Origin of the sequence: Vibrio coralliilyticus ATCC BAA-450 (assembly GCF_000176135.1) — a bacterium.
Classification (GTDB): domain Bacteria; phylum Pseudomonadota; class Gammaproteobacteria; order Enterobacterales; family Vibrionaceae; genus Vibrio; species Vibrio coralliilyticus.
Genome location: NZ_ACZN01000016.1, coordinates 141498 through 157010, shown reverse-complemented (window position 1 = coordinate 157010; position 15513 = coordinate 141498). Strand labels below are relative to the sequence as shown.

Here is a 15513-nt window from a genome sequence, read left to right as displayed (position 1 = left end):
ATTATGAACCGTAGAAAATTCTTAAAAGGCGGTATAGCAGCAGCGACTATGACCCCATGTATGGCTTCATTTGCTGGGCTACTGTCGTCACTAAACAGCTCTGTGGCAAAAGCTGACACGCCCAGCGAGTACAAAGCCTTGGTGTGTATGTTCCTCTACGGGGGAATGGATAACCACGATACTGTGATTCCTTACGACGCACCAAACTATGAGCGATGGGCTAAAGTACGCCGGCCTTTACTGAACAGCAAAACGAAACGTGCCAGAGAAGACCTTAATCGACTCAGCGGTACTGAAGGCCAGCAGCAATATGCGCTCCCCCCAGAATTATCCGGTATTCACTCGCTATACGAGCAAGGACACGCCGCGGTGATTGCGAATGTAGGCCCTTTAATTCGGCCGACCAATGCCAGCAACTATGACAGCGTTCCAAACATTCAACCCGCTCGACTGTTTTCTCACAATGACCAGCAATCTACATGGATGTCGGGGCTTCCAGAAGGTGCTCGCTACGGATGGGGAGGCCGTCTTAGTGATGCTCTGGCCCGAAGTGGTCACTCGCCAGACACGCCATTCAATAACATTTCAACTGGGTCTGGTGAGCTGTTGTTAACCGGAGCCCGCAGCTACCCCTACCGAGTAGAGGGTGGGCAAGCAAGGCAACCTTACATACTGGAAGAAGCCGATGGCGAACTGAGAGCGCACCTTCTGCGACATTTTCGTTCCTCCCACTATGTTTCATCAAAACCCATTCAACAGGATCTAGCTCGTAAAATGATGCAGTCCTTTGATGCCAACCAAAGCTACAACCGTGCCACTGGTGGTGTCCGCATTGCGACTAAATTTCCTCAAACAGAGCTGGGCAGCCAACTGTGGAGCGTTGCCAATACGATGGCTGCGCGGCATCAACTGGGTGTGGCGCGTCAGATCTTTTCGGTTGATTTAGGGGGCTTTGATACTCACTCCAATCAAGCGACGACCCTGCCACAGTTACAACAGCAAATGAGTGCAGCGATCACCTCATTTTATTCCGCACTGCGAGAGCTCGGGCTAGAGAATCAAGTCACCCTATTTACGGCCTCAGATTTTGGTCGAACCTTGGCCGTCAATGACGATGGCACGGACCACGGCTGGGGCGGCCATCACTTTGTGATTGGTGGCGCGGTGCAAGGTCGTCAAATCATCGGGGCTATGCCACCCCCGACGTTCGGACATAACCAAGATGCGGGCAACGGCAGGCTAATTCCAACGACTTCCGTTGACCAGTACGCCGCAGCGCTCGGAAGTTGGTTGGGAGCATCGGACAGCGCGCTATCAGAGATTTTCCCTAACCTGAAAAACTTTACTAAGATTAACGGCTTATTTAAGAGTTAAAGTGCCCAGTAAAGGTCATTTGAGCAAGGCAGCCCTGCTGTTTTGGGCTGTCTTGCAATTCAAACTTCCAGCCATAACTCTGGCAGATACGGTTAACAATCAACAACCCTAAACCATGCTCTGTTTCAGGCTTATCACTCAAGCCAGACCCAGTATCGGTCACTTTTATCGAGTGTGAATCAATGGTAACACTAATCTCGCCCTGCTCGGTAAACCTCAGCGCGTTTTCAATCAGGTTTTTTAAAACCATATTCAATACACTCATCGGAAGATTTATCTGGCACCCGGTTTCGATCTCCAGAGTCAGATCGACGCCCGGTTGCAGTTTTTGGCGATAACGCTCCATCACAATATCTTTCTCAACCACATCGAAATACTGATCGTTGCGATTGGCATTTTCCTGCTTAACGATGTTAAGCAGCACTTCCACCGTTTCCTGCATTCCAGTCGCCGCTTTCAGAATACGCTCTCGCTGCCTCGCCTGAAAATCGGTATCGGATTTCATGTTTTGCAGGTTTGCTGCGCCAAGCACCACTGAAATGGGTGTTTTTAATTCATGACTGGCATATTTGGCAAACATCAGTTCCTGCTTTGCTAAGCGCTCTTTCTTTTGTTTGTAACCGTTAAGATGGCGAGTCAGTTGCTTGATTTCATCAATCGCCTGTTCAGGTACATCAAAATCTTGCTCCTTTTTCTCTGCTAATTGCTCAGACAACGTCGAGATGGGCGACATCAACCCAGCAAATACTCGCTTCAGAGATGCTTTCAGCACTAAAAGTAAAAAAACCATCAGCAGCATTGAGATACCCATCAGCGTATCCCAGTTATCATCGCCAAAGTCGAGGGCAAAAGAATCAATAGCAAGATAGGTCGGAATTACCGCCCCTTGATATTCAAACTCAAAGTAAAAAGCGACGTAACCGTGAAGGTCATAGGAATCTAATAGAAAGTCGGGAATATTCGGTTTGATATCCCGCTTGACTTCATTGATGTGGTAATCGCGTTTAACCTGATTCGGCGCGAAAGGCTTCATTCTTTTCACCGCGTTACTCAGATAGCTTTCTCCATAATAGGCAATCACATGTTTGCTGAGGTAGGACATAGGCACCTGTTCCAGCTGATAGTGCTTTATCGCGACTTGCTGAAAAGAGCGGAGGTGATCTTCAAGCTGTTCTTCTTCTTGCAGTACCAAACCAATCGAGAAAGCAAAAAAGACCAAAAACGATGTGGTCAGCGCAATCGCTGAAAAGTGAATCATCAAGCGGAATTTCACACTCTCAATCGAATTTCCGTGACGCTTTTGGCGCCATTTATTTCTCCAAGTCATTGTGCCACCAACTTAAACCCAAACTTAGGTACGGTGACCAACATAGGGTAGTCAAACGGTTTATCCAGTACATTTCTCAGTAGATAGATATGACTGCGCAGAATATCTTTGTCTGGCGCGTCTTCCCCCCACAATTGCTGAATCAACGAGTCACGAGATACTACTTCTCCTTTGGCTTTCACCAGCATCAGCAAGATTTGATAGGTTGCCGGTGTCAGGTCAAGCTCGATACCAAGGCGGGTAACTCGATGGGTCTTTTCTTCAATCGACAGATCGCCGTAGTTTAAGCGTGTACGGGTAACATTGCCTTTATAACGTTTGATCAGCGATATTAACCTGACTTCCAACTCTGGAAACTGAAATGGTTTACTGACGAAGTCATCGACACCAGATTCAAATCCGGCCAGCAAGTCTTGCTGCCCATTGAGTGCGGTCAGCATCAAAATTGGCGTAGTGATTCCATTGTCTCTCAACTCTTTGGCAACTTGCATCCCGTCTTTTTTCGGCATCATCACATCAAGAATAATCGCGTCAAATTCATGCTTTAACGCAAGATTAAGCCCTAACAAGCCGTTACTGGCAAAATCGACTTCAGCCCCTTTCACTTCGAGAAAATCAGCCAGAATCCCCTGCAACTCCTCGTTATCTTCGACGACCAGAATTCGACTATCTACTAGCATATCCAGCTCCGATGATGGTGTTTCATTCATGGTGAAATCGCTCTTGTCGAAAAAATGTCAAATTGAGTGTGAAAGAGAATCTCAGTGCTGTCGAATACATTTCGACAAAAAGTCGACATCCCCAAATTCAGACTTTCTGTCATAGAACACGGGGAGACCACCATGAACATAAAACTATCGATTCTCGCCATCGCAGGCATTCTCATTACCGGACCCGCTCTCGCCATTGAGTTGATTGGTCAGGTGCAAAGCAAACACAGACAAAGCATCGTTGCTGAAGTCGACGGTGTGGTGGAGTCTGCACTGCTCGAACTGGGTGACTTAATTAGCAAAAATCAGGTTCTAGCCAGAATCAAAGTGCAGGATTTTCGCTTTGAAGTAGCCAAAAAGAAAGCCAGCCTAGAGTTAGCCCAAGCCAATCTGCAACTGACCAAAGCCACGTTTGAACGTTATCAGGAGCTGGTCAGCAAAAAAAGCCTATCTGCCAACGAGTTGGATATCGCCAAAGCGGAATACCTCAATGCCAGAGCCAATGTCGATCTGGCTAAGATCGAGCTTGAAGAAGCGGAACAAGATCTGAGTGACACCAAAATAACGTCAAACATCGAAGGTTTTGTCGTCAGCCGGAGCGCAGAATCTGGTGATTGGGTCAGTCAGGGCGACCTACTCTATCAACTGGTCAATATTGATACCTTGACCATACGCTTGCTTGCCAGTGAGCACGATATGAAAGAGCTCAATGTCGGGCAACCCATTGAAGTCTGGACCGAAACATTACCGGGCAACCGCATCCAGTCCACCATTAAACGCATCGGGGTGGAAATGGATACCGAAACCCGCGCCTATCCGATTGAAATTGAAGTCGACAATCCGGGTTTCCACCTCAAGCCAGGCATGTCTGTCTACGCAACGACTTCACTTCCATCAAACTCAATCAGCGCTAACGCGCAAGATTAAGATCGGGAGGAACAATGGAATCACTGATTGCTTACTTTGCCACGCGCCAGTTTTTAGCCCGCATCATTACCATCATGGTGATGCTGGCCGGAGCCGCTTCTCTCTATACTCTTAAACTCCAAGAGTACCCTGATATCGCTTTTGACTCAGCGGACATAGAAACCTTTTACCCAGTCTCCACCGCTCAGGATGTTGAGCTCAACATTACCAATCCGATAGAAAAAGAACTGCGTAGTGTTGAAGGTATCAAGTATTTTTCCTCCCAGTCGACGGATGGTGTGTCGGCGATAGAAGTAGAATTCTTGCCCGGCGAAGACGCTGCTCGCATTCTGCGCGACATTCAGCAAGCGGTTGACCGAGTTGAAGGGTTACCGGAAGACATCACCAATCCTCCGGTCGTCACTCAGATGCAAACATCCTCACTCGACATATTGCGCTTTGGCGTTGGATTATCGAACCCAGAAGACGATGAGGCGCAGCTACAGAATTACGCTTACCAGCTAGAAAAGAGCCTCAACAATGTGTCCGGCGTCGGTAAAGTGACAATGTTTGGCTATAACGAGCGTGAGTTCTGGGTTCAGATTGATCCTGAAAAATCCAGCCGCTATCAGGTGACGTTTGACGATCTCAGTCAGGCTGTAGAGCTGCACAACCTGTCCCAATCCGGTGGTGTGGTGGAGTCTTGGAGTCGAGAGCAAAAAATCGTCACCATGACACAAGTACAAACCGCACAAGACATCAGCGATATAGTGGTCAAAAGCCTCAGCAACGGCACCATAGTCAAAGTTGGAGATGTCGCCACTGTGATTGATACCTTTGCCAAAGCTACACAGAAGGGCACAGTCAACGGCTCAGATGCGATTATTTTCTCCGTCACCAACAGCAGCAATGCCGATATCATTGCCACGGTTGAGAACGTCAAAGCACTGTTAGAGAAAGAGCAAACGCGTCTTAACGGTCAGTTCCAGTTCGAGATCAGTGAGAACATTGCCGATGACATGAACGATAAATTTTCGATTGTCGCCACCAATGGCGGGATCGGACTGGTGCTGGTTTTACTCGTCTTAAGCCTGATTCTTAAGCGTCAAATCGCGTTCTGGGTGTCGGTGTCGATTCCATTCTGTGTGTTTGGCGTGATGATGGTGTTGCCTGTCATCGGGCTTAACTTAGACAGTATCACGTTAGCCGCACTGCTGTTGGTTGTCGGCATTATTGTCGATGACTCCGTCGTGGTGGCAGAAAGTATTTATCAGGAAAGAGAAAAAGGGAAAAAAGGCGTCGAGGCCGCAATCTCAGGCACCAAAAAGGTAATGAAACCCATCATTGCCAGCTTAACCACAACCGCTCTGGTCTTTATCCCGATGGCCTTTATCCCCGGCGTGATGGGTAAGGCGGTCTTGGTGATTCCAATCACCGTGATTGCAGCGCTGCTGTTTTCCATGGCGGAATGTACCTTTACCCTGCCCGCGCATTTATCTGGCTCATTAGAAAGTAAAGAAGGCAACGACAAACCTGACCGCTTCGCCGCTATTAGCGTATTTTACACCGCACTTCTCACACGTTGTCTGAAATTCAAGAAAACGGTCTTGCTTGTGGCCATTGTGTGCTGTGTTGGCTCACTAGGGTTAATCAGCACCTTGAAGCTAGATATTTTCCCTTCGGAATCAGCGAAATACATCGAGATTTATACAGAAATCGAACCGGGCACACCTCTCGACAAAGTGCGTGAAGCCCACAGCGCCGTTGAGCAAGCCATCACTTCTCTGCCTGACAGCGAACTGGTTTCCTGGGATATGACCTACGAAACACCAGTCAGTGAAGGCGTTGTCACACTGACCAGCTATGATCAGCGCGAGCGCAGTGCAGCTCAGATCATTGAAGATCTCAATCATCAGTTGGAAATGAAGAAAAAGGGCTTGTTCGTTAAATTCTCCATTGATGCAGGCGGGCCACCTCCGGGAGAGCCAGTCGAAATCCGTGTTCTTGGCGGCACCACCAGTGAACGTGATCAGGCCGTCGAACTGGTCAGCCAATGGTTAGAACAGCAAAACGGCGTTGCAGACATCACCAATAATGAAGCCCTCAAAGATCCGCAGCTAAATATAGTGCCGCAATACGACTGGCTCGCGACCTACAATCTGACCGTGTCTGACTTAGCCAACACACTACGCCTAGCATTTGATGGTGATAGCGTCACATCAACCTGGCTCGGCGATCAGGAAGTCGACATCCGACTTTTACTTGATGCTCCATATCGAGATATAGAAAAGTTGAGTACGACCAAAATCTACACCACCGATGGTGACCGAGTTCCACTCAGCCGATTGGCGACGGTTGAGCAGATTGAGGCACCGCGATTGATTAAGCACTACAATGGTGAACGTGAAGTCACGGTCACTGCGCAAATCACCAGCGACGACGTCAGCCCTGTCGCACTCTCGAATCAGCTTCTGAGTGATCTAAATGGCAAATACGCATCGAGCATCACAATTGATGTCGGTGGTGAAGCGGAAAGCACTAACGAAACCATGAGTGGCTTTGTTGTCGCCTTCCCCGCAGCTATCGTCGCGATCTATTTCGTCTTAGCGATCATGTTCAATTCACTGCTACAGCCATTGCTGGTGATGTCGGTGATCCCTTTTGCGGTCGTTGCTGCATTAATGGCGTTGGTGGTTCACCTGCAACCTCTGTCTATGTTCGCTTTGATCGGAGTACTGGGTATGACAGGCGTTGTGGTTAATAACTCGTTGGTTCTGATTAACCGCATCAACGAACTCAGAGCAGAAGGGCTTGCGGCCCTCAATGCAGTGGTTGAAGCGTCAGTGAGTCGACTGCGCCCGATTTTGCTCACCTCCATCACCACGGTAGCTGGCCTATTACCATTGGCGTATGGGCTGGGCGGAACTGATGTTTACATGGGGCCAATGTCACTCACACTCGGCTATGGCTTATTGTTCTCATTGCCCGTGGTATTGATTGTTGTCCCAGCGCTTTACGCGTTATGTTTCGCTCGAAAGCAAACCCTCGCAGAATAATAAGGTAACCAAGAAAATAGCTAAGAATAAGGCTCACTTTGACCACTGCCATGGGGCTCAGGCTGAATATTTTCATCTGGGCTAGTCTCAAGGTGAGCCGCTTTACACATCAAACAAAGTCATTCAAAAATTTCGAATATCTCCCTCGAAGAGAGTGGATTTTTTCTCGCCTCCGTTAAACCTAAACTCAGTTGCAACAGACACAAAGGCTCGATTGAATCCAGCCTGACTAGACAGAGAAACATGATTATGACGAATACACTTGTTCTTAAATCCAGCATTCTGGGCCCTCACTCTCAATCGAACCCAGCTGATCGATCACGCTCTTGAAGGCAAATCGGGCATTATTGAGCGCGACCTAGCCGCGACACCTTTACCCGTGCTTGATATGAATGTCGCCACAGCACTGCGCAGTGACGGCAATGACCTATCAGATGATCTTAAAGCGGTATTAGAACTATCTAACCAACTGATTGATGAGCTAAAAGCAGCAGATACCATTGTCATCGGTGCACCTATGTACAACTTCATGGTACCGACTCAGCTTAAAAACTGGTTTGACCTAATTGCTCGTGCTGGCGTGACCTTCTCTTACACTGAGACAGGCCCGGTTGGTTTAATCGAAAACAAGAAAGTGATCGTCGTGACTACACGTGGTGGCTTGCACAAAGACTCGCCACGTAACTCAATCGAAAGCTACCTGACGACAATGCTAGGTTTCATTGGCATTACTGACGTTGAGTTTGTCTACGCAGAGGCCCTGAACATGGGTGAAGATGCCGCAGCCGTAGCCCGTGAAGATGCACTGAAGCAGTTGGCTGAATTGGTTTAACCCGATTTAGTAAAGCCCTCGGCACACCGAGGGCTTTTTTGTTTATTCATCTAATGACAAATCCGCCATTTGTTGTAATGAGTACGCGGTAATCGGGTCAATGTCTTTCACCAACTCCTCCACCTGCTCAATCGCTTCAACCGAAGAGCTCGCCTTGCGGTAACTTAAGTAAATGGGTCGGTGCCAGTCCTCAACACCCACCACTTTAAACAGCTGCCCACTGGCAATAAACGGTTCCACTAGTGATGTAGGTAAGTAAGCACTTCCTCCCTTTTCAAGAATGAAGTCCATGGCAATACGTGCAGTCGAGGTTCTCAAATAAGGTGCTGGAATTTTCGGATGTCGCTCAGCATGTTCAGATGCAAACTTGGTTCCCCAATCAACATAAGCATACTTATCCTCAAATACACTCTCTAGCGTATGCTCTTCTGTTGAAACCAGAACCAAAACGATATCAGCCACCTTTTTACAGTGCAGTTCGTCTGCTTTAATCTGATCAAACGCGAACGCCATATCCAGTGTTCTCTCCTGCAAGCTGCGATTCAGCGCTTCTCGCCCCATCACTTCAGCCATAAACCCGTAACCACCAAACGAATCCGTCACAATGCTCAGGCAGTTTTGCAAATAGGCATCCCAGACATTTGGCGTTCCGCCCATCGTAAGTTGTAACGCTTTACCACTTTCCAAAGACAACTCCAACTTTGCTTGTTGAAGGGTCGCCACCATGACTTCGGCGTAACTCACCAAACGTTCACCAGACGACGTCAGTTTGATATTGTTCCTGTCACGAATAAACAACTGGGTATCAAAATAGCTTTCCAGTTGCTTAATTCGCGCACTCACAGCAGCCTGAGTGATGTATAGGTTCTCCGCCGCACGCCCGAAGTGACGCACATTGGCCAGTTCTAAAAATGTTTTGAAGACTTTGACGTCCATCGAAATACCTCAGTAAAGAGCATTAAAGGATAACAATAATGGGTTTCACTTATTTTCCCGTTAAACAAACTGTTATCTAACCTTCATAAAAGTGTTTAATTGAGACGATAAAAAGGTTTTGTTTTTCTTTTGTTAAATTTACGCCTACTTTTCGTTTTAGTTCAACCAAGTAGGTTTATAGAGGCTATCAAAATGTCTGACACTCTATTTCGTCACGGCAAAAAACGTTTTTATGACAACACCAAATTCCCACGCGGCTTTGCCAAGTCCGGGGATTTTACGCTTGCAGAAGAGGAAATCCTAACGCTTTATGGGGATACGATGCAGGGTTTGGAGATGCGGATACTTGAACCGGAAAATGCCGAGGAAAAGCACTTCATTAAGGTGATAGAAAATCCAGGTAAAGCGAAATCAAAACTGGAGCGAGTCTGGCTGAAGTATGTGCAGTTAGCGCGTGGTCGTAAGCGTTTTCATACCCTTAATGGTCGCAATAAGCCAGACGCCATTGAAGACTATTCTGAAGATGTTAGCTTGGCCGAAGAAGATTAGTAACAAAGACAAAGCCCCGTATCACGGGGCTTTTCATATCGCGAATGCATTACTTCGCTAGGGTCGCGACTTTCTTCAGAAAAGTATCACGCAGATGCTCCTGATCGTACTCCAGATGATAGGTATTGTGGAAACCGATCTTAAGCTCAACGCCGTTACCACGTAGATACACACTGTATCCGTCATAGTCCGAGAAGGCTTCTACCCCTTCATACATCTTGCCGTATTCAGTCGGCGTCCCGTTTGCCATCACCGTCTCATACGCGTGAAGTACTTTGGTCGGGTCGAGTTCGTTTTTCATCACTTGCACTCCGTGTTTATACCTCTTAAGTATGAGTAGCACGTCTATTTTTCGCCATAACATACTTTGAGCAAGGTCAAAAGTTAGGCAACTTTTCTTTCACTGTATACCCCAAAAACATTCATCGCCCGCATGAACAGTTAGATGAATTATTTGTAATGTTCAGGTCAGAAGGGATTTAGTTCCGTCACGTAATCTTGTTTGGGTCAACACAACATCCCTTACAGATCGAGGATTACACTATGTTTAAATCATCCATTGCTTTCATTTGCCTTTCACTCACTATGATAACGCCAGCGATCGCAAGCGAGAGCCAAAGCGGTCCAGCCCTCAGCGCGGTCGAAGCACTGCAACAAATCAAACGTGAATACCCAGCCAAATATGAGTACATCGCTTTGGCAGTCGATGAAAATGGTAAAGATCAATACATTGCTCAAGTCGAAGAAGCCAATCCACCACAATTGGTCAAACTCGACGGTCAGGGTGGTGCAAGCCAAGTCGTCGACACCAGCTCAACCAAATACAGCCTTTTGGACGTGCTGACATTTGTTGAGAACAACTTTCGTGGACAGGTTGGCGAAGCGTTTAAAGAATATCAGCCGGTCGGTGTCGTTTATCAAGTGATGCTGATGGACAAATCTTACGCTGAGGAAGCAACGATGCTGCAGATCGACGGCAACACTCTAAAAGTCACCTCCATTTACCAAGAGTCCTTTGAAGACATGGAAATGTATAACGAGGATGTCGAAATGCACAACATGGCAGAACTATAATTTAAGATTATCTCATCATCAGCGTATATTAAGTCGATGATATCTAACGCCCTGGCCATCGTCAGGGCAAAGCAGTGGGTATATCCATAGATGAAACTATTACTCGTTGAAGACAATCAGGAGCAGGCTGACTTTTTGCGTCAGAGCTTTAGCCAAAGCGGTCATCAGATAGACGTTGTCGAGAATGGCAAACTGGGCCTGATCAGTGTCATGCAGTCTGACTACGACGTCATCATCACTGACCGTATGATGCCAGAAGTTGATGGCTTACAAATGGTGAAAGCGATTCGCTCCAGTGGTAAAGAGACACCTATTCTAATTCTCAGCGCTTTAGACAGTGTCGAAGAACGTGTCAACGGGCTGCGCAACGGCTGCGACGATTATCTAGTCAAGCCGTTCGCCTTTTCAGAGCTACTGGCTAGGGTTGAACTACTTGCCTTAAGAGCCAATAGCAACTCTGACAAAACCGATAGCCAGGTTTTAGTGATTGACGATTTGGAGTTGGATCTGTTGTCCCGTCAGGCAAAACGCGGCGACACTGTGATTAGCTTTAACAATCGCGAGTTTCAGATCCTCCAGTACCTGATGAACAATGCAGGGCGAGTCATCACCCGAGCCATGTTGCTGGAAAAAGTCTGGAGCTTCAGTTTTGACCCGCAAACCAATGTCATAGATGTTCATATCAGTCGTCTGAGAAAGAAAATCGACCTTGATGGCCACACTCCTCTTCTCCACACCGTGCGCGGCGCGGGCTACATTCTTCAGGTAAAAAACGATGTTCCTGACTGATCCGTTTAAGAAATTTATCTCATTTTATGGCGTTCTGGTAATGGCCGGAATTCTGATCATTCTGTTTGCCAAAAATGAGCTCAGCAACTGGGTATTGGATGTGGGTGCCTACCCCTTACTGGAATCAGAAGCCAGAATGGTCGAAGACCTATGGTATGACGACGGGCAGTCTATCGTGCTCAAAGAGCTGGTTCGGCAAGAGAGCAACCCCCTGTTTTATTATCAGCTTGGCCCCAAAGTCAGTAATGAGCAACTCAGCAGCACGCTCGGTGAAGAGTTGATTCCAGAAGGTTGGGATGTTGCCAAAGGTGAAGCCTCTCTGCTCGATGATCTCGGTATGCTGCCAGATGATGAAGACGCTGACGCGCTCTCATTATCGGATGTACGTTTTAGTATCACCTTCAGTGGCTTAGATGATGCTGAAGCCGAAAGGAAAATGATCGAACTGCTGCAAAGCGACCCTGAGATTGAGCAGCCAGAACTCGCTCACCCAATCAACAACGACACGACAATCATGCTACTGCTGCCTAACCAGTCACAGTGGCAAGTCATGTATATCTCGCTGAATTTGGACTACTTCGACTCCTTTACCAACACGATCAATTTGCTATTGATGAGCATAGGGGCCGTCCTGATTGTGGGTTATCTGATCACCATGCTGATGCTGCGTAACATCAAAGCGCGCCTTACCGACATCAATACCACCAGCCATAAAATTCAGCAGACCAACAGTCTCAGTCAGCGGATTGAAATCAATCAGCTCAGTGGGCCATTAGCAGAAACCAGCCAACAGATTAACTTGATGCTGGATAGCATTGAGGAGCAAGTCAATACCACTCGCGAGCAAGCCAATAACATTGCCCATGATTTACGCACTCCGATTACAGCGGTGTACAATAAAGTGCAAAGGTTAGCGGCTGAAAACCCTCAGTTGGTTGATTTGGAAGTCACACTAGGAAAACTGGTCCACACCTTTAATACGCTGCTGCGAATAAACCGTCTTGAACGAGGTAGTGAAACACTAGACCTTCAGACCAATCATCTCTGTACCGTCATCAACAGTGTTCACGAGCTGTATGAACCAGTTATGGAAGAAAAACAACTTAACCTGACGCTAAATCTGGTGTCCGATTTACAAGTCATGGCAAACGATGAGCTGCTGTTTCAGGTGTTGTGTAACCTGATCGATAACGCAGCAAAATTCTCCCCAATAGGAGGAGCGATTGAAATCAACACTTATGCCGACAATGATCACATCTTACTGACCATTGCCGATCAGGGTGGCGGTGTGGAAGCGCAAAGCTTAACTAAGCTCGGTCAGAAGTTCTTCAGGCAGGAAGCGAGCCGCTCAACAGAGGGCAATGGATTAGGGCTAAGTTTCGTCACCAGTGCCATAGAAAAGATGTCCGGTGAAGTTAAGTTCAGTAACGCGACTCTCAACCACCAGCGTGGGCTGAGGGTGGAGGTTAAGTTGAAGAAATCTTAGTCAGAGATAAAAAGGGAGCTTTAAACAGCTCCCTTTTCTATTACGCCCAGAACGTCATGGCGATAAAGGTAAGAGCGACAATACACGCAATATTGAGGATCAGGCCGACGCGCATCATTTCGCTTTGCTGAACATGCCCGGAGCCAAACACAATGGCATTGGGCGGGGTGGCGACAGGCAACATAAAGGCACAAGAGGCCGCCACGGCGATCAATACAGACAGCACCACTGGCGATAATCCAAATGCTTCTGCCACGCTGGCAAATACGGGAATAAGCAGCGCTGCACTGGCGGTGTTACTGGCAAACTCTGTCAAGAAGACCACAAATACAGCGATCACCGCAACGATGAAGAAGATGCCTAGGTGTGAAATCAACTCACTCAAACCGTTGGCTAAGAAAACGCTGGTACCGGTTGCCTTAAGCACGTTGCTAAGACAAATACCACCACCAAACAACAGTAATACGCCCCAGTCAGCCGTCTTCTCGATGTCTTTCCAATGCACCACGCGAGCAAAGTTAACCGCAACAATCGCACCCAAAGCGACAACCGTATCGAACTTAGCATACCCGCCAATCAACGCATTGATTGGCTTACTGAAAATCCACAGGCAAACCGTTACAGCAAAAATACCCAAGGTGACAATTTTGCCTTTGTCCCAGTTTACTGGTTCATTGTTAAGTTCAAACTGACCTTTCAGGTCTGGCTTAAGCACCATAAACAACACAGCCACAGCGATAGGCAGCAAGATGATGGCAGTCGGCAGGCCAAAACTCATCCAGTCTGTAAAGCTCAGCCCCACTTCTGCCGCCGCTATAGCATTTGGTGGGCTGCCAACGATGGTCGCAATTCCGCCGATACTGGCGCTGTAAGCGATCCCGAGCAGGACAAACACATAAGTTTTGTGGCCACTTTCGGAATTCACTTTGCTCAAGACACCCAGCACTAACGGCAACATCATCGCAGTGGTCGCGGTATTACTGATCCACATTGACAGCGCAGCAGTCACGCCGAACAGCATAAACACCGCGACACTCATCTTTCCTTTAGCGATGAGCAACACTTTATCGGCTATGACTTTATCTAGCCCCTGACGGTGCATCGCTGCAGCCAATGCAAAGCCACCAAGAAACAGAAAGATGATGGAATTGGCAAAATTATTTAGGGCCGTTTGAGTATCAAACACACCAAACAAAACGGCCATAACAGGCACCAAAATAGCGGTAACGGTTACGTGCAGTGCTTCAGTGAGCCAGAGAATGGCGATAAACGTTAACATGCTCAGACCAAGAACGACCTGAGGTTCGAAGGGCAGTGTAAAGTAGAGGGTCGCGAATAAGGCGACATTGGCAAGAACAATCAGGCTGTTGCGGTTTAACAGCCACTCCCGAGTGTTTGTGGGCAATGGAACACTATCATTTCTATTCATTATTATATTTCCTCATGAGGGCCAGATGGCAATGCAAATGGTCCCACATAAGCTCATGAGGAAATATTTTTCATTTCGAAATTGTTAACCATATCAAAAACGAGGTTAACCCTGTTAAAACAATGAAATAGCTGGAGTTTTATTTATAACCAATTTGTCTATTACGCAATCAACTCATCAAAACTTTGCATGACTTGAGGGCATTTCATTACCCGCCCATGGCCTTGTCCCTGAGTCGCGACCAAGGTGACATTTTCCATGTCCTGTGCCGCTTTCTGCGATACAGAGAACTTAGTAAATTTATCCCCTTCGTCATGCACTATGATGGTTTTCGACTGGCGTAATTTCAGTTTGTTGTATGGGTCAATCGACTGAATCGGGTAGCGGTATTGCTCCTCCACTTCAGAGACTACCGCACTAAACAAACGCATTGAGTAGCCTGAGCGAGCGACGCTGCCAAACAGGTTATCAAGGTAATCCAATACCGGAGCGATAAGCAGTAATGGCTTGTCGACCAGTTTCTGATGGTGGCACTCAATCGCTGAAGCAGTTCCCATACTGTGGCCCACTAAACCTGCCACTTCATCAACGCTATCAAGAATTGCCTCCAAACCATGCACAAACGCCGGAATATGTCCGTATAAACCGCCACTTTCACCATGGCCGGGATGATCGTACGCCAGTGCAGTATAGCCCTGTGAAGCGATATGCTCCATCAAAGGGAAGAACTGGCTCGCTGTACCAGACCAACCATGAGTGAGCACCCAAACCGGGCCTTGACCGAGTTGATAAGTCTTAAGTGGCCCTTCTTGAGATTGAACTTCGCCTATGACTAAGCCTTCCGGTTGAGCATTCTTTGGTTTCGTTCTCGCTGGCGTCAGCAGCAATTTGCGAGCCGTCTGCTTTGCGTGACTCGGTGCCAGCGTGTGATGCAAGCGTGTCGTCAGGTTAACTAAGCTCTTCTTAACACTGAACTTGTTCGAGGTATTAAAATAAATCTTCTCACTCATGGTCGTTATCCTTTTCGGGTTCGCCTCACTAAAAA

At 47.5% G+C, this 15513-nt stretch carries 13 protein-coding genes and 1 pseudogene; 8 read left to right on the top strand and 6 right to left on the bottom strand.

All coding sequences use genetic code 11. From position 1 onward, the window contains the following. The first annotated feature begins 3 nt into the window (after positions 1-3). The gene (locus VIC_RS11935) at positions 4-1374 is read left to right on the top strand and encodes a DUF1501 domain-containing protein (protein ID WP_006960089.1); all 1371 of its coding nucleotides are present in this window, start codon (positions 4-6) and stop codon (positions 1372-1374) included. Here the strand turns inward: VIC_RS11935 and VIC_RS11930 are convergent. Next, positions 1364-2701 (bottom strand): sensor histidine kinase, encoded by a 1338-nt coding sequence (locus VIC_RS11930; RefSeq protein WP_006960088.1) that lies wholly within the window; start codon positions 2699-2701, stop codon positions 1364-1366. The genes VIC_RS11935 and VIC_RS11930 overlap by 11 nt on opposite strands. After that, positions 2698-3411, bottom strand: a complete 714-nt coding sequence (locus VIC_RS11925; protein ID WP_006960087.1) for a response regulator transcription factor — start codon at positions 3409-3411, stop codon at positions 2698-2700. Before VIC_RS11925 ends, VIC_RS11930 begins: the two co-directional genes overlap by 4 nt. A gap of 132 nt (positions 3412-3543) precedes the next feature. Between VIC_RS11925 and VIC_RS11920 the strand changes: the two genes are divergently transcribed. The 3 genes and pseudogenes from VIC_RS11920 to VIC_RS11910 all read left to right on the top strand — a co-directional run bounded on the left by VIC_RS11920 (position 3544) and on the right by VIC_RS11910 (position 8205). Then, positions 3544-4338 carry an efflux RND transporter periplasmic adaptor subunit gene (locus VIC_RS11920; RefSeq protein WP_006960086.1) on the top strand — a complete coding sequence of 265 codons (795 nt, stop codon included), beginning with the start codon at positions 3544-3546 and terminating at the stop codon, positions 4336-4338. A 14-nt stretch (positions 4339-4352) separates the two neighbouring features. Further along, a complete protein-coding gene (locus tag VIC_RS11915) occupies positions 4353-7373 on the top strand; it encodes an efflux RND transporter permease subunit (protein ID WP_006960085.1) in 3021 nt (1006 codons plus the stop codon). Positions 7374-7622: 249 nt separating this feature from the next. Further along, positions 7623-8205, top strand: a pseudogene (locus VIC_RS11910) (FMN-dependent NADH-azoreductase). Between the two features lie 42 nt (positions 8206-8247). Here VIC_RS11910 and VIC_RS11905 read toward each other — a convergent pair. Then, complete coding sequence (locus VIC_RS11905) at positions 8248-9141, bottom strand: LysR family transcriptional regulator (protein WP_006960083.1); 894 nt, start codon at positions 9139-9141, stop codon at positions 8248-8250. A gap of 192 nt (positions 9142-9333) precedes the next feature. Here VIC_RS11905 and VIC_RS11900 point away from each other — a divergent pair, with 192 nt between their 5' ends. Then, positions 9334-9690: a MaoP family protein gene (locus VIC_RS11900; protein WP_006960082.1), complete on the top strand. Its 357-nt coding sequence runs from the start codon at positions 9334-9336 to the stop codon at positions 9688-9690. 49 nt (positions 9691-9739) lie between these two features. On the opposite strand, the gene VIC_RS11895 is transcribed toward VIC_RS11900, so the two are convergent. Further along, positions 9740-9991 carry a DUF3081 domain-containing protein gene (locus VIC_RS11895; protein WP_021458631.1) on the bottom strand — a complete coding sequence of 84 codons (252 nt, stop codon included), beginning with the start codon at positions 9989-9991 and terminating at the stop codon, positions 9740-9742. A 242-nt stretch (positions 9992-10233) separates the two neighbouring features. On the opposite strand from VIC_RS11895, the gene VIC_RS11890 reads away from it, so the two are divergent. From VIC_RS11890 to VIC_RS11880, 3 genes are all read left to right on the top strand, one after another. Continuing rightward, a complete protein-coding gene (locus VIC_RS11890) occupies positions 10234-10764 on the top strand; it encodes a hypothetical protein (protein WP_006960078.1) in 531 nt (176 codons plus the stop codon). Between the two features lie 90 nt (positions 10765-10854). Further along, on the top strand, positions 10855-11553 hold the full coding sequence (locus tag VIC_RS11885; RefSeq protein ID WP_006960076.1) for a response regulator: 699 nt from the start codon (positions 10855-10857) through the stop codon (positions 11551-11553). Further along, positions 11540-13039: a sensor histidine kinase gene (locus tag VIC_RS11880; RefSeq protein ID WP_006960074.1), complete on the top strand. Its 1500-nt coding sequence runs from the start codon at positions 11540-11542 to the stop codon at positions 13037-13039. Before VIC_RS11885 ends, VIC_RS11880 begins: the two co-directional genes overlap by 14 nt. Positions 13040-13079: 40 nt before the next feature. On the opposite strand, the gene VIC_RS11875 is transcribed toward VIC_RS11880, so the two are convergent. Both VIC_RS11875 and VIC_RS11870 read right to left on the bottom strand, forming a co-directional pair. Then, a complete protein-coding gene (locus tag VIC_RS11875) occupies positions 13080-14468 on the bottom strand; it encodes an SLC13 family permease (protein ID WP_006960071.1) in 1389 nt (462 codons plus the stop codon). Between the two features lie 161 nt (positions 14469-14629). Beyond that, the gene (locus VIC_RS11870; protein WP_006960070.1) at positions 14630-15478 is read right to left on the bottom strand and encodes an alpha/beta hydrolase; all 849 of its coding nucleotides are present in this window, start codon (positions 15476-15478) and stop codon (positions 14630-14632) included. Between the last annotated feature and the right edge of the window lie 35 nt (positions 15479-15513).